19 protein-coding genes and 1 pseudogene are annotated in these 20,099 nt (G+C 40.7%); 6 read left to right on the forward strand and 14 right to left on the reverse strand.

Going from position 1 to position 20,099, the window contains the following annotated elements:
- Positions 1–571: 571 nt before the first annotated feature.
- The 4 genes from FTU64_RS04730 (at position 572) to FTU64_RS04745 (ending at position 6,598) form a co-directional block, all read left to right on the forward strand.
- Positions 572–3,403, forward strand: a complete 2,832-nt coding sequence (locus FTU64_RS04730) for a ribonucleoside-diphosphate reductase subunit alpha (RefSeq protein WP_180055542.1) — start codon at positions 572–574, stop codon at positions 3,401–3,403.
- Positions 3,404–3,870: 467 nt separating this feature from the next.
- Complete coding sequence (locus FTU64_RS04735; protein ID WP_078191110.1) at positions 3,871–5,154, forward strand: ribonucleotide-diphosphate reductase subunit beta; 1,284 nt, start codon at positions 3,871–3,873, stop codon at positions 5,152–5,154.
- A gap of 171 nt (positions 5,155–5,325) precedes the next feature.
- A complete protein-coding gene (locus FTU64_RS04740) occupies positions 5,326–5,934 on the forward strand; it encodes a DUF805 domain-containing protein (RefSeq protein WP_168378561.1) in 609 nt (202 codons plus the stop codon).
- A 64-nt stretch (positions 5,935–5,998) separates the two neighbouring features.
- Positions 5,999–6,598 carry a DUF805 domain-containing protein gene (locus FTU64_RS04745; RefSeq protein WP_180004738.1) on the forward strand — a complete coding sequence of 200 codons (600 nt, stop codon included), beginning with the start codon at positions 5,999–6,001 and terminating at the stop codon, positions 6,596–6,598.
- 40 nt (positions 6,599–6,638) lie between these two features.
- Here the strand turns inward: FTU64_RS04745 and FTU64_RS16325 are convergent, their stop codons facing one another.
- Entirely contained in the window at positions 6,639–7,052 is a 414-nt protein-coding gene (locus FTU64_RS16325; RefSeq protein ID WP_257220987.1) for a TM2 domain-containing protein, read from the reverse strand.
- Positions 7,053–7,145: 93 nt separating this feature from the next.
- Positions 7,146–8,316: pseudogene (locus FTU64_RS04755) on the reverse strand (low temperature requirement protein A).
- A gap of 297 nt (positions 8,317–8,613) precedes the next feature.
- Here FTU64_RS04755 and FTU64_RS04760 point away from each other — a divergent pair.
- Positions 8,614–9,066 carry a hypothetical protein gene (locus FTU64_RS04760; protein WP_180059316.1) on the forward strand — a complete coding sequence of 151 codons (453 nt, stop codon included), beginning with the start codon at positions 8,614–8,616 and terminating at the stop codon, positions 9,064–9,066.
- Positions 9,067–9,094: 28 nt separating this feature from the next.
- Here the strand turns inward: FTU64_RS04760 and FTU64_RS04765 are convergent, their stop codons facing one another.
- Positions 9,095–9,766, reverse strand: a complete 672-nt coding sequence (locus tag FTU64_RS04765) for an HAD-IA family hydrolase (protein WP_180055601.1) — start codon at positions 9,764–9,766, stop codon at positions 9,095–9,097.
- A 98-nt stretch (positions 9,767–9,864) separates the two neighbouring features.
- On the opposite strand from FTU64_RS04765, the gene FTU64_RS04770 reads away from it, so the two are divergent.
- Positions 9,865–10,632 (forward strand): hydroxymethylpyrimidine/phosphomethylpyrimidine kinase, encoded by a 768-nt coding sequence (locus tag FTU64_RS04770; protein ID WP_078191115.1) that lies wholly within the window; start codon positions 9,865–9,867, stop codon positions 10,630–10,632.
- Positions 10,633–10,711: 79 nt separating this feature from the next.
- Here FTU64_RS04770 and FTU64_RS04775 read toward each other — a convergent pair whose 3' ends face one another.
- From FTU64_RS04775 to FTU64_RS04825, 11 genes are all read right to left on the reverse strand, one after another.
- Positions 10,712–11,764: a DUF1176 domain-containing protein gene (locus FTU64_RS04775; protein WP_180059317.1), complete on the reverse strand. Its 1,053-nt coding sequence runs from the start codon at positions 11,762–11,764 to the stop codon at positions 10,712–10,714.
- 90 nt (positions 11,765–11,854) lie between these two features.
- A complete protein-coding gene (locus FTU64_RS04780; protein WP_257222193.1) occupies positions 11,855–14,290 on the reverse strand; it encodes an AI-2E family transporter in 2,436 nt (811 codons plus the stop codon).
- A gap of 137 nt (positions 14,291–14,427) precedes the next feature.
- A complete protein-coding gene (locus tag FTU64_RS04785; protein WP_218946117.1) occupies positions 14,428–14,874 on the reverse strand; it encodes a nuclear transport factor 2 family protein in 447 nt (148 codons plus the stop codon).
- A gap of 25 nt (positions 14,875–14,899) precedes the next feature.
- Positions 14,900–15,583: a DUF2939 domain-containing protein gene (locus tag FTU64_RS04790; RefSeq protein ID WP_180004734.1), complete on the reverse strand. Its 684-nt coding sequence runs from the start codon at positions 15,581–15,583 to the stop codon at positions 14,900–14,902.
- A gap of 183 nt (positions 15,584–15,766) precedes the next feature.
- Positions 15,767–16,102: a YegP family protein gene (locus FTU64_RS04795; protein ID WP_180009306.1), complete on the reverse strand. Its 336-nt coding sequence runs from the start codon at positions 16,100–16,102 to the stop codon at positions 15,767–15,769.
- A 265-nt stretch (positions 16,103–16,367) separates the two neighbouring features.
- Positions 16,368–16,730: a 5-carboxymethyl-2-hydroxymuconate Delta-isomerase gene (locus tag FTU64_RS04800; protein WP_180059318.1), complete on the reverse strand. Its 363-nt coding sequence runs from the start codon at positions 16,728–16,730 to the stop codon at positions 16,368–16,370.
- Positions 16,731–16,892: 162 nt separating this feature from the next.
- Complete coding sequence (locus FTU64_RS04805; RefSeq protein ID WP_168378554.1) at positions 16,893–17,234, reverse strand: zinc ribbon domain-containing protein YjdM; 342 nt, start codon at positions 17,232–17,234, stop codon at positions 16,893–16,895.
- A 156-nt stretch (positions 17,235–17,390) separates the two neighbouring features.
- The gene (locus FTU64_RS04810) at positions 17,391–17,759 is read right to left on the reverse strand and encodes a DUF488 domain-containing protein (protein WP_180009302.1); all 369 of its coding nucleotides are present in this window, start codon (positions 17,757–17,759) and stop codon (positions 17,391–17,393) included.
- Between the two features lie 45 nt (positions 17,760–17,804).
- On the reverse strand, positions 17,805–18,251 hold the full coding sequence (locus FTU64_RS04815) for an SRPBCC family protein (RefSeq protein ID WP_180059319.1): 447 nt from the start codon (positions 18,249–18,251) through the stop codon (positions 17,805–17,807).
- A gap of 329 nt (positions 18,252–18,580) precedes the next feature.
- The gene (locus tag FTU64_RS04820) at positions 18,581–18,967 is read right to left on the reverse strand and encodes a ribonuclease E inhibitor RraB (RefSeq protein ID WP_111884820.1); all 387 of its coding nucleotides are present in this window, start codon (positions 18,965–18,967) and stop codon (positions 18,581–18,583) included.
- Between the two features lie 133 nt (positions 18,968–19,100).
- Positions 19,101–20,036: a hypothetical protein gene (locus tag FTU64_RS04825; RefSeq protein ID WP_180055551.1), complete on the reverse strand. Its 936-nt coding sequence runs from the start codon at positions 20,034–20,036 to the stop codon at positions 19,101–19,103.
- Positions 20,037–20,099: the final 63 nt, after the last annotated feature.

Raw genomic sequence — 20,099 nt, forward strand, 5'->3', positions numbered from 1 at the left:
ATTGGGCGTATCCTATTTGAAATCCGATAGATACGCTTAAACATAGTTTGCAATATACACACGTTTACATTGTAAACAAGATGGCATTCACCAAACTGATACATCAATATCGTATTTTGTAATAAATTTTAACCTGCTACATTTTTGCAGCCGTATTTACCAATCATTTCCATGCCCTATTGCTCACAATACCAACAATTATAAATTTGGATACATTTTCATCGAATAAAAACTGACTGATTAATTCACAACTTTTTAGGCTTTCTGAAGTTATCCACAATGTTATCTATAAGCACTCTTTTTCGACTTTGCTATGCTATGCCCTTGTCGGATAAGGCATATATAACAAAGATAAAAAATAGGGATTTTTTGAGATGGATTTCTGCCAGAAAAGTTCAAAGCATTTAGTAAAATGTCAATATTGATATACCCTGAATTTTCCCGTATCTTGTGTTCAATAAATTTTTAAACCACTAGGTCTTGTGTTTAAACCTCAAACACTGTGGCATAAAAATTGCCCAGTTCAAACGGTCCTAACATAAAAATAGATGACAAATGGAGCTATGCTAGCATGAGCGTAACGAATTCAACCCCTGGTCAAATTCAGGTGATTAAACGCACCGGTGACGTTGCACCTTTTGATGCAGAAAAAATCTCTGTGGCGATTGGTAAAGCGTTCTTGGCCGTTGAAGGCCAGCAAAGCGCTGACTCCAGCCGTATTCATGACCGTATCTCTCAATTAACTGAGATGGTATTGAATACCTTTAACCGTCGCTTACCTTCTGGCGGTACCATTCATATTGAAGAAATTCAGGATCAGGTTGAACTTGCGCTTATGCGTACAGGTGAGCAAAAAGTTGCTCGCTCTTACGTGATTTACCGCGAACAACGTGCCGAAGCTCGTAAACAAACTGGTGCTCACCACCACCCTACTTTACAAGTGACAAGTTCAAACGGTCAGCTTAAACCGCTTGATCTTGGCGCACTTGAGGCAAATATTGTCAAAGCAGCTGAAGGTTTAGAAGGCATCGATGTTCGAGCGATTATCGATGAGACTGTAAAAAACCTTTATAACGGCGTAAAAGAGTCAGACATCTCAACGACCATGATGATGGCTACTCGTACACGTATCGAACAAGAACCAAACTATACATATGTGACTGCGCGTTTATTACGTAACGACCTTGTTGCTACAGGGTTAGAGTTCTTAGGTTTAGATACTGACACGAATGAAGGCGACGCTTTAGAAACTTTCTTGAAGAAAGGTATCGAGCTTGATCTTCTTTCTCCAGAACTACTTAACTTTGACCTTGCAAAATTGGCTGCTGCGATTCAACCAGAACGCTCAAACCAATTTACTTATTTAGGTCTACAAACCTTATTTGACCGTTACTTCATCCACTCAGATGGTGTACGTTTCGAATTACCACAATTATTCTTCATGCGTGTTTCAATGGGTCTTTCATTGAACGAAGCAAACCGTGAAGAACGTGCAATCGAATTCTATAACTTATTGTCTAGCTTCGATTACATGGCATCTACGCCTACTCTATTTAACTCTGGTACTTTACGTCCACAGTTATCTAGCTGTTACTTAACAACGATTTCAGATGACCTTTACAACATTTATGGCGCAATGCGTGATAACGCAATGTTGTCTAAATGGGCGGGTGGTTTAGGTAATGACTGGACGCCAGTTCGTGCGCTTAACTCGTATATCAAAGGTACAAATGGTAAGTCACAAGGTGTTGTACCGTTCCTTAAAGTTGCCAACGATACTGCTGTTGCAGTTAACCAAGGTGGTAAACGTAAAGGTGCAGTATGTGCATACCTTGAAACTTGGCACTTGGACATCGAAGAATTCCTAGAGCTTCGTAAGAACACAGGTGATGACCGTCGTCGTACCCATGACATGAACACAGCAAACTGGGTTCCTGATTTGTTTATGCAACGTGTATTCGAAGATGCTGAATGGACTCTGTTCACACCATCTGAAACACCTGATTTGCATGACCTAACAGGTGCAGAATTTGCTGAACGCTATGCTTACTACGAAGGCATTGCGAAAGAAACCAACATGCTACATAAGAAAGTCCGTGCGAAAGACTTATGGCGCAAAATGTTGTCTATGTTGTTTGAAACTGGTCACCCTTGGATCACATTCAAAGACGTATGTAACTTACGTTCACCACAACAACACGTTGGTGTAGTTCACTCTTCTAACTTGTGTACAGAAATTACGCTGAACACTAACGAAGATGAAATCGCAGTATGTAACTTAGGTTCAATCAACCTTGTACAACACGTTCAAGGCGGTGTGTTAGATCGTGAAAAACTTGCTCGTACAGTTAAAACTGCTGTTCGAATGCTCGATAACGTAATTGACATCAACTACTACGCTGTTCCACAAGCTCGTAACTCGAACTTGAAACACCGTCCAGTGGGTATGGGTATCATGGGCTTCCAAGATGCTTTATACGAAATGAAATTGGCTTATGGTTCTGATGCTGCGGTTGAGTTCGCTGACGAATCTATGGAAGTGATTTCTTACTACGCAATCCAAACGTCTAGCGACTTGGCACTTGAACGTGGTACTTACGAGACATTTAAAGGTTCACTTTGGGATCAAGGTATCTTGCCAATTGACTCTTTAGATATCGTACAAAAAGCACGTCCTGACCGTATGTTCGAAGTTGACCGTACAACACGTTTGGACTGGGATAGTTTACGTACTAAAGTTCAAAAAGACGGTATGCGCAACTCAAACGTGATGGCAATTGCACCGACTGCAACCATTTCGAACATTTGTGGCGTGTCTCAATCAATCGAACCAACTTTCCAAAACTTGTATGTGAAATCTAACCTTTCTGGTGAATTCACAGTGATCAACCCGTACCTAGTACGTGCGTTAAAAGATCGCGGTCTTTGGGATTCTGTAATGGTGAACGACCTGAAACACTTCGAAGGTTCGGTTCAAAAAATTGCACGTATTCCTGAAGAGCTTAAAGCAATCTTCGCGACTGCGTTCGAAGTTGAGCCACGTTGGATTGTTGATGCTGCATCACGTCGTCAAAAATGGATCGACCAAGCTCAGTCTCTTAACCTTTACATCTCTGGTGCAAACGGTAAGAAACTCGACATGACGTACAAAATGGCATGGTTACGTGGTCTAAAAACTACTTATTACCTACGTGCATTGGGTGCGACTTCTGCTGAGAAATCAACCATTAACACTGGTGCGTTAAATGCAGTTAAACCTGCTACTGTAGCAGCTCCTGTTGCCGCGGTCGCAGCACCTGAAGCAAAACCAGAAGTTCCTGCAGAGGAAGACGGTTTTGCAAATGCAGCGCCAGTGCCACAAGCATGTTCAATTGATAATCCTGATTGTGAGGCTTGTCAGTAATGAATAGTGTTAATCCTGATTTAGTTTTAGGTATTTTGTCTATAGTGTTAGGTTTTTCAACAATTATTGTACCTATCGTTATAGTTCTCATTATTGCAATGAAAAACTAAAAAACTCTCTAAAAGGTTGGTATTGAATACTAACCTTTTAGGCTTATCAGAATTAACACTCATTCACTTAAAAAAGGACACTACCATGCCACATATGACGCATAACTATCAGTTAGGGCTTATTGCTTTGGTGGTTTCCTTTATTTTGACTTTTTATGTCCCGATCGCCTATTTCTGGTTCAAGGCATATAAATCGCGTAATCAAAATAAGTAGTGGGGATATTTGCTCTACCGAACACTTTTAGAGCAGTGATCGACAAAACTTAATTTTGCTTACACAAATTGAGCGTATAGTAGGACATCTCAGCGACGCTGGATGTCTATAAAAGATATAAAGCAACGAAGAGAGAACTGTTTATGTCTATCCTAAGTTGGGACGATTTCGAAGATGATGAACCGAAACAAGCTGCACAAGCTCACCAGCCTGCGCCCGTCGAACCGCAAAAAACGACTGATTCGCAAGTGGTATCTAATGCACAGCACTCATCGCCGAATTTGGCAGCTGCACAACCCGCTCGAACCAGTACAAATCGACCAACAGATCCAACCGATCCGTTGGCAAGAGCATCTAACGCTCTAGAAAATCTAGACGTTGCACCTGGCTTAGAGGAGCTAGAAATGGGTGCTCAGCGTGTTCAAGTTGACGATAAAGCGATGATCAACTGCCGCGCTGACTTAAACCAACTTGTACCATTCAAATACGAATGGGCTTGGCAAAAATATCTAGACGGTTGTGCAAACCACTGGATGCCGCAAGAAGTGAACATGAACCATGACATCGCACTTTGGAAGTCTGAAAATGGCTTAACCGAAGATGAACGTACCATTGTTATGCGTTCTTTAGGTTTCTTCTCGACTGCGGATTCATTGGTTGCAAACAACTTGGTTCTTGCAATCTACCGTCACATCACCAACCCTGAATGCCGTCAGTACATCTTACGTCAATCATTTGAAGAAGCGATTCACACGCACGCTTACCAATACTGTATCGAATCTTTAGGTATGGACGAAGGCGAAGTCTTCAACATGTACCGTGAAATTCCTTCAGTGGCTCGTAAAGCAGCTTGGGGTCTGAAATATACACAATCTTTAAGTGATCCTACGTTCAAAACAGGTACACCTGAAAACGACCAAATCTTGCTTCGCAACTTGATCGCGTTCTACTGCGTACTTGAAGGTATCTTCTTCTACTGTGGTTTCAGCCAAATCTTGTCTATGGGTCGTCGTAACAAGATGAATGGTGTTGCTGAACAATTCCAATACATCTTACGTGATGAATCTATGCACTTGAACTTTGGTATCGACATGATCAACCAAATCAAGATCGAGAACCCTCACCTATGGACTGCTGAGTTCCAAGAAGAAATCATTCAAATGATTCTTGAAGGTACAATGCTTGAAATCGAATATGCACGTGACACTATGCCACGCGGTGTATTGGGTATGAATGCAGGCATGATGGAAGAATACTTGAAGTTCATCTGTAACCGTCGTTTGAGCCAATTGGGCTTACCTGAACAATTTGCTGGCGTGAATAACCCATTCCAGTGGATGTCTGAAATGATGGACTTACGTAAAGAGAAGAACTTCTTTGAAACTCGCGTAACGGATTACCAAACTGGTGGCGCGTTAAGCTGGTAATAAATTTTTCAGCGAAATATCAAAAGCGGAACCAAAGTGTTCCGCTTTTTTTTATGAAGAATTTCATTCACCCAAGCAAATCTATGCATTTAATTTAATTCATATTCTGCTAATATAAAACGGTATAAAAATACATCAATTAATAAAAATCACATAATAAAAGAGGACAGAATGAAAGGTCAGATTTTAGATTATTCAGTACAAACCAATTCAGGCATTATCAGTGGAGATGATCAAAACCGTTATGAGTTTACAGGTGCAGAATGGCGTGGCCAAAACTCACCTAAACGCGGCGATCATGTAGATTTCGATATCAGTCCAGAAGGTCAAGCTGTTCAAGTATTCAATGCTCTTGGCAGCAGTAATCCTATTCAACAAATTTCACAGCAACTCGATAAAATTTCAAACCAAGACCAAGCTGAATCAAAATTCAACATGATTGATTGGTTTGTCAAATGTCTAAAAAATTATGCCAACTTTACTGGACGTGCACGCCGTAAAGAATATTGGTTTTTTGTATTGGTCTATCTTATCGCAATGATTATTACTCTGATTGTCGATTCAGTGCTTAGAACCAAAGGAATATTCACAGGTATTTTCATCTTAGCAATGGTTATTCCGTCCCTTTCCGTTGCAGTACGTCGTTTACATGATATTAATAAATCTGGTTGGTATTGGTTAATACAAATGATTCCGCTCGTTGGACCAATTCTGGTTCTAATTTGGCTTGCAACAGAAACCAAACCTGAAGTAAACCAATGGGGACAACCTGCCAAATAAATAAAAAATCGTGGCTACTATTTATGTAGCCACCCTATCTACAGCACATTAACTCAGGAAAAATATGAAAGGACAAATACTAGATTTTTCGATTCAAACTAATACTGGGGTGATTAGTGCTGAAGATGGAAAACACTATCAATTTGCTGGTCATGAATGGCGAGGTCAAAGACCACCTACACGTGGAGAACAGGTTGATTTTGCTTTGGATGAAAGTGGGCAAGCAATTCAAGTCTATATTGCATTACGCCAACAAAGTTTTTCCACGAATACGCGAACAAACTACAGTGAAGAAGAGGAAAACTATGACTTTTTCGCGTGGTCATTCAAACCACTGAAAAAGTTTGCTGAATTTGAAGGACGTGCTCGACGTAAAGAGTTCTGGTTCTTTTGGCTATTTTGTATATTGGTCATTATACTTGCCTCTGTTTGCGATTTCGTTATTGGCAGTGAACCTTGGCTAGAAAATATTACCAATATCGTTTTACTCATTCCTAGCTTAGCTGTTGGCGCACGTCGACTACATGACACAGGACGTTCAGGTTGGTGGCAACTTTTAATGCTCACAATCATTGGAATCATTCCACTGATTATATGGTGGGCTACAGACACCAAAGCCGAGAACAACCAATGGGGTCAACCCGCTAGAGATCTGCAACAATAAAATAAGGCGCACAATGCGCCTTATCTTTTAACAAAAAACTTTAGCCATATTTACGCGCAAAATCTTCATCTGAAGTGCATAGATAAATAATAAATTCAATAAAAGCAACAATGGATGGAATAAAGGTCCAACAGAATAGCAGATACACAATCCCCCATCCAATACGACCCAAATAGAATTTATGTATACCAAATCCACCAAGGAAGAATGCTAAGAGTGCAGCAACAATACGACTCTTTTGACCGTATTGCGTGCCTAAAGCATTCGGCACAGCGACTAAGTAAATATCGGTTGCGTAACCCAATCCACTTGTCTCAAAATCAACAAATTGTCCACGAGCAGGAACAGTTTGTCCTTTCCAATCGCTTCCAGAAAATTGATAACGATTCTGATCATCTCCACTGATGATGCCTGTATTATTTTGAACAGAAAAATCGAGTATTTGCCCTTTCATATAATCCTCTATGTTTTATCTTTATTTGATGATTCTTGGACGTTATTTTCATCAGCAATATAACGAATTATTGATGAATATCATATCATTAACTTATCTTGCCAAATAGCATTTTGTAAACATCAACCTCAATGCATATACCACTGCCATCGCAAATATTGCATAACCTGCGGGTGTGATAAACAACGGAATACACAAAACAATCACCACGGTTAAAGGATATAAAAGTTTTCTAAAACCACTTTGATGATGCAATTCATGGAGTAAATATAAACTTGTCGTATAAATCACAAGGCTGATCGCCACAAAGTAGCTTTCTTTTTCAGAACTAATCAGTGCCTCATGCGAAACCACATCGACTGCCGCAGCTAAACTAGCACCAATCGCTGCAATACTAATAAAGACAAAGAAATGCCCATAGCCCCATGTAAATGCCATTTTGCGGCTATTTAAACGCTCTGCAATACTGGTATCAAAATAAGACCACCACATGGTGAACATCATCATCAGGCCGCCTACCATCAAAAAGATCAGTTCAGTACTAAAACGCTGATTTGTTAATGCATCGGTTATGGCAATCGAGCATCCGACAATAGATTCGCCTAAAACGATAATGGTAAGCAGTGAATATCGCTCTGCAATATGATGCGCATGCCAAGGTGTACGGCTTGCAGCTTCTGCAAAAACTGGGATAGACAGTTCAGCAATTCCGAGCAAAATGAAAAGATAAACTGTGAAATGCAGCGGTGAAAAATGAAAGAACAGCCACCCCACTTGCACCAGTATGATGCCAAAAGCATAGCGTAATGCTGTTTTCCGACGGGACAGATCATGCTTTGCAACGCGAAACCACTGCTGTAACTAAGCCGAGACGCATAATGGCATAACCAATCACAATTACGTCAAAATCCTGCTTTTGAAAAGCGCTTGGAATACCTGCAGCAATGACCAAAGAACCAATGATCTGTACGAAAGTTAAGATTCGATAGAGCGCATCATCATTATCATACGCCGAAGCAAACCAACTAAAGTTCATCCACGCCCACCACAAGGCAAAAAACACCATGCCATACAGCGTTAAACCCTGAGCTAAATGATTTTCAACAATGGCATGATGCAGTTGCTGCCCTGCTGTTGCGATCGCCACGACAAAGATCAAGTCAAAAAGCAATTCTAAAGAGGTCGCGACACGATGATGCTCATGTGGATCACGTGGGTGCAAAGGTTTGAGCCACTGACTAGGGAATAAAAACGATTTGGACATAGCATTCAGCTTTATTGTTTTCTGTCTGAATTTTTTCAAAAGCCAGAAACAGTTACAAGATCGATTACATAAATCAGATGAGAAACAGTTTTCTAGAAAAAGGATAATGGCTTTAAAAACCTACTTAAGATTTAGATATTTCAATTGTAGAAGTTAAAAATTCAAAGTGACAAAACTGCGAAAGACGTTTTAAGATAAAAACTCGATAGATCGATGTGTTTTTTATATCTCAGCTATATTTTTCTCTAAATTTTAATGACATACTGCTAGTAATTAAAAAAATAATGAAATCTAAAAGTGATGTTAAAAGAAAAATTAGCGTCTTTTCCTGACGCAGTTTGGGTACAGATCCATTATGATCAAATGCAAGTTTTAACGCGTGATCATCAAATTGTAGCTGAACAAAACTGCCCTTTGGCTTTTATAGAACGCGGAAGTTTTGTCCGAAACTATCATATTGCAGAACAGTGCTTCAACCAACTCATACAACAGATCCACTTCAAGTGGTATGAGTTTGGACAGCCGGTTATTTTTATTCAGTTAAAAGAACGCTTAAGTGAAGAAGTCAGCGCACTCGAGCTACAAGCCATTCAAGAAATGGCTCTAAGTGCAAATGCGCATTTTGTATTTGTTTACGACAAACATGGTATCGCACTCGAAGCAGAAACCATCAAAAATGATGAGTCACCTTTGCTCAAATGGTTTTTCTGTGGGCTGATTTTTCTGATTTTGCTGATTATCTTTAAATAATCAGCATCATTCTCTTGATTAGGTGCAACTACGACACTTTCTGCTGCTGCAATTGCTCAATACTCGAAATCAAATCGTTAAAACGATCAATCACCAGTGCCGGTGCAGCCGTTTGAATTTCTTCTGCACTACCATAACCATAGCTCACAGCAATACTCTGCACTGCATTACGGCGTGCGCCTAAAATATCGTACTCACGGTCTCCCACCATCACACATTCCTTCGCATCCAACTGTTCTTGCTGCAAAATGTATTCAATTAAATCGCCTTTGTTGGTGCGCTCACCGTTCAGTTCACTGCCATAGATCACAGTAAAATATTGTGCCAAATCAAAATGTTCTAAAATTTGGCGGGCATAGACCGTCGGCTTTGCTGTAGCGACGTACAAGTGAAAGCCTTGCTGTTGTAAAGTTGCTAGAGTTTCGGCAACCGCAGGATACACTTTATTTTCAAATAAACCGGTAACGGCAAAGCGCTCGCGATAGCCAAGTAAAGCCTGATCTGCAAGTACATTATGCACATCGACATTGAGGATTTCGGCCAAAGAGGCTTTCAAAGGTGGTCCAATGATCCAATCGATATTGGTCTCATCCGAAATGGGATGTCCAATTTTCGCCAGTCCATAGCGTGCTGAAGTGGTAATGCCAACTTTTGGATCTGTTAATGTTCCATCGAGATCGATCAATATATTCTTAATCACAGCTTTTACCTTATCCATTCACTTCTGCAAAAATACTATCGAGTGTTCGCTCAAAGTTGCCTATACTATCGCAAATTTTGTGTAATAAGGACATCATTGTGCGCCCTACTGTACTGTGCTTTTCAGGTCTTGACCCTTCAGGTGGTGCAGGACTGCAAGCGGACATTGAAGCCATTGGTCAAAGTGGCGCACATGCTGCCATTGCGTGTACAGCATTAACCGTTCAAAACTCACAACAAGTGTATTCGTTTGAAGCAACCTCTCGTGAGTTATTGCTGGCTCAAGCACATGCCGTCGTCGGTGACCTCCCTATTCGCTGTGTAAAATCAGGAATGTTAGGAACGACTGAAAATATCGCGGCTCTCGCTGAGTTTTTACGTGAACATCCCGAATATCACTATGTTCTCGACCCCGTTTTAGTTGCCAATAGTGGTGGCTCTTTGGGCGATCAAGCAACGTTGGTCAAAGCCTTTGCAGAACTAATTCCACTTGCCACTGTGCTTACACCCAATACCGTAGAATTACGTGCGCTCACAGGTGAAGAGGATATTTCTAAAGCAACTGCGCAACTTTTTGCGATGGGTGCTCAAGCGGTATTAGTAAAAGGTGGGCATGAAAATACGCCTGACTATATTCAAAACTCGTTATATGTTCAGGGTGAATTAGTCTCTGAAACCCGTTGTCCACGACTGGATGGGGAATATCATGGTTCGGGCTGTTCATTGGCGAGTTTTATTGCAGGGCGTTTAGCCTTAGGTGATGAGCTCAAAACGGCTGTTCATCATGCCGAAACATGGTTATTTGGTGTGTTGAAAATCGCTGAATCACCGGTTGTCGGTGGACAAAAAATACCAAAACGTTTTTAAAGTACTCGGTTATTTATTTAAACCCCATAGAATAAAACGCTATATCATTTAAAGCCCTGAATATCAGGGCTTTTTCAAATTAAGAGTCGAGTTGAACGCGATAGACCAAGGTTGGAATTTCCCACGCACCACCAGCAAATCCTTTGCACTGTGTGGTTTTTGCCATATAGGTTTGGATAAAACGCTGACCATTCCATGACCACTCCCCCGTACTATGACAGTCGCCAATGCCTCGTCCACGTTGATTGGAGAAAATCTGCCCTTCGCTAAAACCACTTCCGGAAAAGGTCACGGATTGTTTGATTTGCTTTAAATTTCGATCCATCAGCCAATAGCCATTACCACTATTATATGCCCCACGCCAACATGGCACTTCGACCAAGGCATTTTTCCCATTGATTGGAAACACCACGACCCGATCATCCTCTAAGAAATTTGCATCAAAGAGTTGAGGACAATCTTCTACTGTCGTTTTCTTCTTTATCAATCCAAACAATTGTTTGGCTGTGGGCGCATTGACGGCATACCGTGTTTGTAAGCCCTTACTATAATTTTGAATATTCACTTTCGGAATACTTTTCGGTTTGAGTACATTGACCGAACTGTTATTGGCTTTACGCAATAATGCCGAATTTGTCCCTATGCGCTTTTGAAAATCATCCATACGGAGTAAAACTGCACTAGCGCCCTGCACGGACAATAACCATGTTTTGTTGTTGCCTTTCCACACAATTGGTTGGTTGGCTTGTAAGGCTTGAATCAGTTTTTGAGTTTGAGCTGCACTTAACTGACCCTCCGCGGTTTTGGCATCAAGCTGCACAGTTCCCTGATTTTTACCTAAAATGTAAAGTTGAAGTGGTTTATTTGCCGCATTGAAGGTTTCAGGATCGAGTTTTACTCGTGCGCTGACTTGCGCTTGAGCTCCCGCAGCACGTTGTAATAACACAGAAATAGCGGGCTGATTGCCCTCCGCTTGATAACCTGCAACGCGACAAGTCCCCGTATTATCACAAGCGATTTCCCAATCTTTATGTGAAAAATAGTTTCCTTGAATTTGAGCAAAGCTCACACTACAACCCAATGCAACAACATAGCCCAATAGAAGTTGCCAGATGACATTATTTTTGTTCATGTCTTTGGCTCAAAATAATTATATTAGAACTATCTTAAAATGCTTTTCACTGAAACTCCAGCCTAAAAAGATCTGCTGCATCATTTGAAATTATGAAGACGAATCATTTAGTTGCTGTATCTCCTCACATTTTTTTCGCTTCACATTTTCATCACTGAGCGTATTCATCAAATCTGCCGCAAGGCCTTTTAACAGACTCATATCATCATCGGTCATTTGATTCGGCTGCCGATCTAAAACACAGAAACTTCCCAACGCCACCCCATTACGGTCTCTAAGTGCAACGCCTGCATAAAAGCGAATGCGGTTATGCATCAATTCAGGTAAATGCGCAAAGCGTGGGTCACGTTGTAGGTCTTCAATTATCAATCGTTCATTTTGATACACCAAATGGCTACAGATCGAGTCTTGCTTCGACTGGCGCACCTGCATCGGTTGCTCGGTAGCCTCAGCCAAAGGGCTACCTGGGGTATAAACCCAATCTTGCTTGACCCAAGAAATTTGCGCATATTTCACATCGAAGGCTTGTCGAGCTTCTTCAATATATTGTTCATAGATCGGTAAATTCCGCTCATCCAAAACATTCAGTTCTTCTAATGCTTTTAAGCGCTGCGCTTCAACGCTAGGATCAGGCTCATCCAACCAAGATTCACCATGCTTCAATTGAAAAGCTTCAATGGTTAATAACAAGTCATTCATATTATTGACCACTGCATCGACGGTGAAATTTTCTTTGATCGCATCTAATTGGGATATCTCATCACAGCTCCACAGTGCAAAAATCAGTTTTATATCTGGAAACTGTGCCTTAAAAACATGGCTTAAAAGGCGAATTTGAGCTTCTGGTACTGTATGGAAAATCGAAATACATACGATCTGAATATCCTCTTGGATATCATCCATACTTTGATGCTGATTTTGAATCAATACGTCGCTAAATGCCTGAGCCGGAATACCGCTTAAACTTAGCCCATGCGCCAACATAGCCGATACTTGAACATCAATTTCCCAACGTGCGCCGATACATAACACCGCTGCTTTCTGATCCTGCTGTGCCACTGGATATGCCCGTTGAAAACTATGATTAAACAGTTTTAAGCCTTGATGTAAGCGTAGTCGATGCTCTGCACTGGCCTCGGTGTTGTGTCCGCTCGAAAAAATCCGTATGGCTGGAATCGCCACTTTGGCATAAAACGCATTGACCCGACGTGCCTTGATTTCATCCGTCGCATCCTTCGGTAACTTTTCAGCAATAAAATTTTGTGCGACATCCACGGCATCTTGCACATCATCAGCGACTAATCTCTGATAAAAGCGCTCATGCGGTGCCAATGCAGGTGTACTACCGATCAGGGTTTTAATAAAACCTAAGGATGGTACATAGCTCGAAAGCACCAATAAACATGCGGTTAAAGGCGTCGATAAAATTAAACCAATTGGTCCCCACACAGCCGTCCAAAACATGGCGGCAATAATAATGGCTAAGGTTGAAAGTCCGGTACTTTCCCCATATAACCAAGGCTCAATAATATTATTACTGACCAATTCCACGAGCAAAATTAAACCCACTGTCCATAGCACCATATTCCATGTGGGATCTACCGCAAAAGCCAATGCAATGGGGAAAATCGCAGAAATCATTGGGCCGACATAGGGAACAAAGCGCATCACAATCGCCACCATTCCCCACATAATTGCTGCCGGCACCCCAATAAACCAAAGTCCCAAAGCCATCGGAATACCGTAGGTCACATTCACCATCAGCTGCATACGTAAATATTTACCGATACGATTGGCCGCTTCATCTAGTGCGTCAGTTCCAATATTTAAATTACCGCCCAGCAGCTTAAGGAAACGATCATGCAAATCTTTCCGATTGACCAAAATCAGAATCACAAACAAAAAAACAATACCCGCAGTTGCCAAGGGATTGAGCACCCGCTCGCTCCAAGCCATGACCGCTTCAGCCGTGGTTTGTTGTTGCCCCACCACTTTCACTTGTTGCACTTTAGGATTTTTCTCTTCTGGCACCACATCATCTATCGAATTTTCAACGGTATCTATGGTGGTTTTTGCGCCATCCCAAACACTCGGGCCGCGTGCAAATTGACGAATAGAATCCATTTTCTTTTGAATCGTGCCCTGATATTGCGGTAATTCTTGGCTTAATTGCCCCAGTTGATAACCCAAATAAGAGGCCGCGCCGGATAAAATCGCCAAAGCCAAACCGACCACAATAAATATAGATGGCATCTGCGGAAGTCCCCAACCGCGTAGTTTCATCACCAAAGGATCAACTAAAAAAGCCAATAAAATTGCGAGTGCCAATGGAATAAAAATATCTTTGCCAAGATATAAGGCGGCAATCAGCAAACTGCCGATGATAAACCCTGCTGTGATTCGAATCACTTTATGTAAATCTGCAGGGGGCATTTGCTTCGATGCGTTCAGGTCTTGCAAGCCTTGCTTTTGACCTGATGGTGATGATTCAAATTCTTGCGCTAATTTATTATTTTTATGATCCATTTTCTTATCCTGAACGATGGTCATTATTTTTTAATTTAGGCTGAAGTTTTAGGGCTGCATACGCATTTCATGTAATGATTTGCAAAGAAAAAAACAGAGCTTTATAGCTCTGTTTTCATACTGCGTTTCGAGAGGAATTAAAAGGTAATCACTTTACTTTGATGAGTCACAATATCCACGGGAACAGAAATATGTTGATGAACGATCTTCCATTGAGACTGCGTTTTTTTCATCCCAATGGTATTACGACACCACGAGATCCCCGGCGTCGGTATCCCGCTCTGATCATCAATTTTGGAATAACAGTGCAGAAAGGCAATATCAGGATCTGCATGGATGACCAATTCCCGCCTAAATACCTTTAAGCCTTCACGAAAATACTCCCGATAAAATTCCCACATTTTTTGATATGCCATTAAGCCACGCATTTCACAACTGGCATCAAAAAAGTACACATCTGCTGCGCAGGATTCAGCAATATTTTCAATTTTCAATTGGCAGATGACCTCATCCCAATTGGCTAAAAATTGCAGAATTTCGTCAGCGGCCTGTTGGTCACCAACTATTTTGATTTTATCTTGCATCTCTGGCACCTATTTATTTTATTTTTTATGAAGCATTGTTCTGGGCGGCGTTTGGAAGTTGAATTTTAACGATCTTCCAGCTCCAACCGCGGCGTTGCATACTAAATACGGTATATTTTTCTTCGCTTAGGCCTTGGAGCGGCACATACAGATCAAATCGATTCCAAGCGCTATAGCTGGCTTTGGGTTCAAGTGGCTGGCTTTGCTTTAAAGCAACAGCGGTTGCAGTTTCGTCATTTTTGGATAGTGTTGACGCATAAGGTTGTTCTGCGACCTTATTTTCAGCATGTGTGAATAGTTCAATCCCTGGGCTAATCATGCTCGGATTGGTCAGTTTGGTTATTTCTGGTAGTTGGATCGACTCTTTTAATGCTTTGCCTTGTAAAAGCAGCATGATACTGGTTGGATTGACCAGACTATCGACTAGCGTTGCACTGAGGACTGTGCTGAGCTGCCCACCCCAAGACTGGGCAAATTCGGGTAAATGCTGTAGCCCAGTTTTCTGTTGAATGAGGTCTTCAACTTGTGGTTTTAGACTCGATTTGACTGCCGCAAAATCGATATATTGAGCAATTTTTTCAGGTTGATTGTGCTCATAGGCTTGACGTATTTGATACAACACCCAATACGGAGACGCAATCATCCAACCCATGACGATGATCAAAATCGTAATGAGCCCATAATACAAAATATGATTCTGCTTATTCATCGTTCACCACTCTAGCCAGTGAAGTTGTGGTACTTCCTTGTACCGTCAAATAAGCCTGATCTGATTGAATAGCGTCCAACCCAACAGCACTTATCTGAGAACCATATTGCTTTTGACCTAGTGATTTTGATGAGCCATCAGGGTTTATTCCCTTTCAACTATCTCTATCAAGTTATTGCAAATTTAAACTGTTAGATCTTTAATTTGGGTACTTGCACCATTGGTTTTAACTGATTCAATGCCTTTATCTCGCGATTGCTCACTGGCATAAAATTGGCTAGTTCCAATAATTTGATGGTTTGCCGCTTTCAAATTGAAATAAGGTTTGCCATTTTTGGCTGTCAGTCGTTCAAAACGGCTGTCATCTGCACTGTTCTTTTGTACAGACTCAATCCCGTTTTGTGCTGATGCTTTCGCTTTGTATAATTCACTCGTTAAAATGATTTCACCGTTACCCGCTTTTAAAACAAAACGGAACTGCTGATCATTAGAGTGACTGATCTCGTACCATCCCGACATAGGTTACCCCTTCATTTTCATTGTTTTATCTATTATTCGATCAGGATTTGTTGTTGGAAATTCAACCTGATCTACAGAATATAAATGAACTCGGTCACATTTTTCAATGTCTTTTTTGATCAGTATAAAGCTCAAAATTTAATCAAAAAGGGATTTTTTAATAAATAATTCCAATAAAAAATAATCCGACCGAAGTCAGATTTCATCATTTTTACAGCATGATGTATTTCAAAATATATGCGCGTTTCTGCATGTAATGAATGTCTTAAGAACTCACGATCTGCTTTGAATACGTCGCTTTATTCATTTCTAAAATTTCCACACAAAGTTGCACTTCTACTACTGAAGCTGTGACATGTTGTTTCAGCACGTCCAATAACAACAATGAAATTTGCTTTTGCACTTCGACCGTTCGACCCGTCAATAATGAAACTTTGGCATGCATATACGCATGTTGAGCGTGTTCATCCAAACCCACAACAAACTCTTCCTGAGCGACAGCGCGGCTCTTAATATCATTGATGGCACTTACATGACCCGATTCAAATAAGGCAGCGTTCAGCGCTTTAAGTAAAGGTCGAGCTTCGACGTCAAGGTTATTGGAATATTCCAAATGAATATGCGGCATAGTAAAGACATTTCAAACCTGTAATGCGTCTATTATGCAGGCTGAAAAGTAAAATCTATAGCGGATTAGATATCAATTTCATGTTTAAGTAGACATCCTAAGCCAAGTGTTGACTTCGCTTAGGATGCTTGAAGGTTGCTTTAGAGCGAACAAAAACGAAACTTAAACTTTTTTCACGTATTCAGATTTGAGTTTCATAGCCCCGATACCATCAATTTTACAGTCAATGTCATGACCATCTGTTGCATCAGCTAAAAGTCGAATATTTTTAACTTTGGTACCAACTTTCACCACTGACGATGAGCCTTTAATTTTAAGATCTTTCACCACAGTAACCGTGTCGCCATCGGCCAATACATTGCCATTGGCATCTTTAATCAGCACCTGTTCATCTGCAGCGCTTTCGCCTTCACGCCATTCGTGTGAGCATTCAGGACAAATCAGTAAGTCACCATCATTATAGGTATATTCAGAATTACATTGGGGACAATTGGGTAAAGACATAAAAGACCTCAAAAAAGATGGATGTAAAAATCCATAAAAACTTAATATAACATTTTTATGTATTTCATGAACTTAAAAACCATAAATATCGTATGGTTTAATCACCTTGTGAAGGTCGTAAATTTCACAACGCTACAGCACTTGAAGGTTTAAATTTTAGATATCTAATGAGGTGTTTAATATTAACGCTTTTAAGATATGCGCATGATTTTTATCCGTATGTTTAGCCGCTGTGAGTAAGGTTAGTGGCTCCTCTTTTTCCCATGCCCGTAGTTGTTCCAACTCGGCTTGATGTGGCTGTATTTCTTGCAAATAGCGCTGTTTAAACTCGTCCCATCGAGAAGCCATTGCCTCATCTTGATGATACCAACGACGTAAATCTGTCGATGGCGTCAATGCCTTCGGCCACAAATCTAGCTCTGCGCTCACTTTACTGATACCACGCGGCCACAAGCGATCGACCAATATGCGTTTACCGTCATCTGGGCTTATCTCATCATAAATACGTTTAATATGTACGGTCATTAAGCCCTCCATCATCTATTTACAGTTTTTCGATCATTCTTCAAATTATTCATCGGGGATCGCTGGATTCACTAAAAAAGCCAGCAACTGTAAAGACTCCTGCCAACCCAAATAACAGGCATCAGGTGGAATAACGCTCGGCAATCCTGCCTGTACAATCGTCACTTCGGTTCCTACTGAGACCGCTTTAAACTCAACAGTAACTTCGATTTCACCGGCTAACTCTGGCATATCAAATTGGTCTGTATAGCGCAGTAAATGATTCGGCACGACTTCATGATAATCACCATGAAAAGCGTGTGTGGTTCCCGTTGAAAAATTTTGAAACGACATGCGGTACGAGCCACCTACACGCACATCCGAATGCTCCACATGGGCAGTAAATCCATGCGGTGCCATCCATTTAACCAAAGCATCTGGCTCCACAAGGGCACGATAAACGCGCTCTACAGGCGCACTAAAAACACGATGTAATCGAACAGTATTGCTCATGATGATGTCCTTTTGTCATTGTTTTCACTGAATCATCCACATGCATTCACCCTCGCTTTATCGTCAATTTTTATCACACTGAAACGTTCTAAATGAAACAGCTTTGAGACATGCGAGAAAGGTCATTGCTGTTCAATACTATAGTGAATCCTACAGATTGATCCCATCACTTTAACGCAATGCCTTGTTATGTTTTGTGAGCTGCATTCATATTAACTTGAATTTAAATTTTTTAAAAATAAATACTTAACCCAATATTCCTACAATTTAAAAAATAAAAACCCAGTTGAATCACTGGGTTCTTGTCACTTTCGATGTAATACTGAGACTTAGCTCAATTGTGCTTCATCTTCATCCAGATCATCATCTTCATAGATATAAGCCATACAACCCCAACCGTCATATTCGCCTGAATGTTGTTCTGCAATTTTAATAAACCACTGCTCTAAATCGACAATATCTTCATAATCAGGCTCCATATAAACATAGACCGTGATAATCCATTCCACGCGATCTGATTCTTCATCTTGGAACAACGAAATTTTTTGCTCTTCTTTCAATAAATACAATGCACACTGTTCAGCCTGCGCTTCGTTCGAAAAGGCAATTGAATATTCGATTTCGTGCGGCACAGATAAATCATCACCATCTTGCTGCATCTGCCACAGCACATTGCCATTATCATCATCTGGAAATTGTTTAAAATCACGAGTCATTGTACTTTCCCTTATCGTTTATGAATTTTATTCTGTTGACTTAGATTAACGGATAATTGTTGCAATTTGCATTAGCTAAATCTCTTTAATCAGAAATAGACCGCCGAAGTGATCTTTCTGATAACAATTCAAATTAAACCACAACATCCATGTGGGCCTGAGTTTCTTTAAGATGTAAAACCAAAGCTGCCATTTTCAATTCTTCTAAGCGTAATTGTAGATAACTGTCGAGTACCCGTGCCTGACTAAAATGTACACCATGCGCATTGAGCAAGGTGAAATCATCCGCCAAAGCCTGCAATAGCTCACCTAAGTTTTTGGTATTTAATTGGGCTAAATACAAATCAGCACGACTATTAAACACCAATGTAAATAATTGCATCGCAGCCAAACGACGTTCTTCATCAACATAATTACATTTTGCAGTCGATTGCTGCTCCATTGCATCAATCATTTTGCAACGTACCGCAGTCAAATTTTGGTTTGCCGCAGATTCATTCATGCCATCCATCAGCTGATCTAAAATACTCTGTAAAGGTAAAAAGAATGCTGACTGATAGCCCCGTATTTTGTTGTCCAAAGCACGGTTGATGTTTTCCAAATGCTGCTGATCCAGCGCTTGGCTATACAAACCCTTTAACTCGGCACGGGCTTGTTCCTGTATTTGTGATTTAGCTCTTTCTTGATATTTGCTCAAATACTGGCGCACTTGTTCGATCTGTGCGCGAATATCATTCAACATGATATCGGCATTGGCTTTGGTGACTTCCACCAAACCATCAGCCTGTAAAGTTCGATACTCAACATATTGTTCAATATCCACAATATGTTGATATTTCGCTACTTTATCGACTTGGATTTTTAAGCCACTGTTTTGAATGCGTAATTGACTGATTTCATAATTCAGTTCATCTTGTTGCGACTCTGTTTCAGCTAGTTTTAACCGCGCACGATCGAAGTTTTCCTGCAGTGAACGTAGGGTTTTATCATTTTTCAATTTGCGGTTATAAACAAAAAGGAGAGCCACAATTAATAGGATGATAAGGACGATTAAAGCAATATTGATCATTTGCCAATCCTCAAAATAAGCTTCAATAATTTAAGTTTATTCCCCAAAACAAACCTAATTTAT

Origin of the sequence: Acinetobacter sp. YH12128 (assembly GCF_013418655.1) — a bacterium.
Taxonomy (GTDB): Bacteria; Pseudomonadota; Gammaproteobacteria; order Pseudomonadales; family Moraxellaceae; genus Acinetobacter; species Acinetobacter amyesii.

What these genes read in the sequence shown, in the direction of transcription:
- FTU64_RS04730 (WP_180055542.1), top strand. Translation starts at nt 572, where the DNA reads ATGAGCGTAACGAATTCAACCCCTGGTCAAATTCAGGTGATTAAACGC.
- FTU64_RS04735 (WP_078191110.1), top strand. Translation starts at nt 3,871, where the DNA reads ATGTCTATCCTAAGTTGGGACGATTTCGAAGATGATGAACCGAAACAA.
- FTU64_RS04740 (WP_168378561.1), top strand. Translation starts at nt 5,326, where the DNA reads ATGAAAGGTCAGATTTTAGATTATTCAGTACAAACCAATTCAGGCATT.
- FTU64_RS04745 (WP_180004738.1), top strand. Translation starts at nt 5,999, where the DNA reads ATGAAAGGACAAATACTAGATTTTTCGATTCAAACTAATACTGGGGTG.
- FTU64_RS16325 (WP_257220987.1), bottom strand. Translation starts at nt 7,052, where the DNA reads ATGAAAGGGCAAATACTCGATTTTTCTGTTCAAAATAATACAGGCATC.
- FTU64_RS04775 (WP_180059317.1), bottom strand. Translation starts at nt 11,764, where the DNA reads ATGAACAAAAATAATGTCATCTGGCAACTTCTATTGGGCTATGTTGTT.
- FTU64_RS04780 (WP_257222193.1), bottom strand. Translation starts at nt 14,290, where the DNA reads ATGGATCATAAAAATAATAAATTAGCGCAAGAATTTGAATCATCACCA.
- FTU64_RS04785 (WP_218946117.1), bottom strand. Translation starts at nt 14,874, where the DNA reads ATGCAAGATAAAATCAAAATAGTTGGTGACCAACAGGCCGCTGACGAA.
- FTU64_RS04790 (WP_180004734.1), bottom strand. Translation starts at nt 15,583, where the DNA reads ATGAATAAGCAGAATCATATTTTGTATTATGGGCTCATTACGATTTTG.
- FTU64_RS04795 (WP_180009306.1), bottom strand. Translation starts at nt 16,102, where the DNA reads ATGTCGGGATGGTACGAGATCAGTCACTCTAATGATCAGCAGTTCCGT.
- FTU64_RS04800 (WP_180059318.1), bottom strand. Translation starts at nt 16,730, where the DNA reads ATGCCGCATATTCATTTGGAATATTCCAATAACCTTGACGTCGAAGCT.
- FTU64_RS04805 (WP_168378554.1), bottom strand. Translation starts at nt 17,234, where the DNA reads ATGTCTTTACCCAATTGTCCCCAATGTAATTCTGAATATACCTATAAT.
- FTU64_RS04810 (WP_180009302.1), bottom strand. Translation starts at nt 17,759, where the DNA reads ATGACCGTACATATTAAACGTATTTATGATGAGATAAGCCCAGATGAC.
- FTU64_RS04815 (WP_180059319.1), bottom strand. Translation starts at nt 18,251, where the DNA reads ATGAGCAATACTGTTCGATTACATCGTGTTTTTAGTGCGCCTGTAGAG.
- FTU64_RS04820 (WP_111884820.1), bottom strand. Translation starts at nt 18,967, where the DNA reads ATGACTCGTGATTTTAAACAATTTCCAGATGATGATAATGGCAATGTG.
- FTU64_RS04825 (WP_180055551.1), bottom strand. Translation starts at nt 20,036, where the DNA reads ATGATCAATATTGCTTTAATCGTCCTTATCATCCTATTAATTGTGGCT.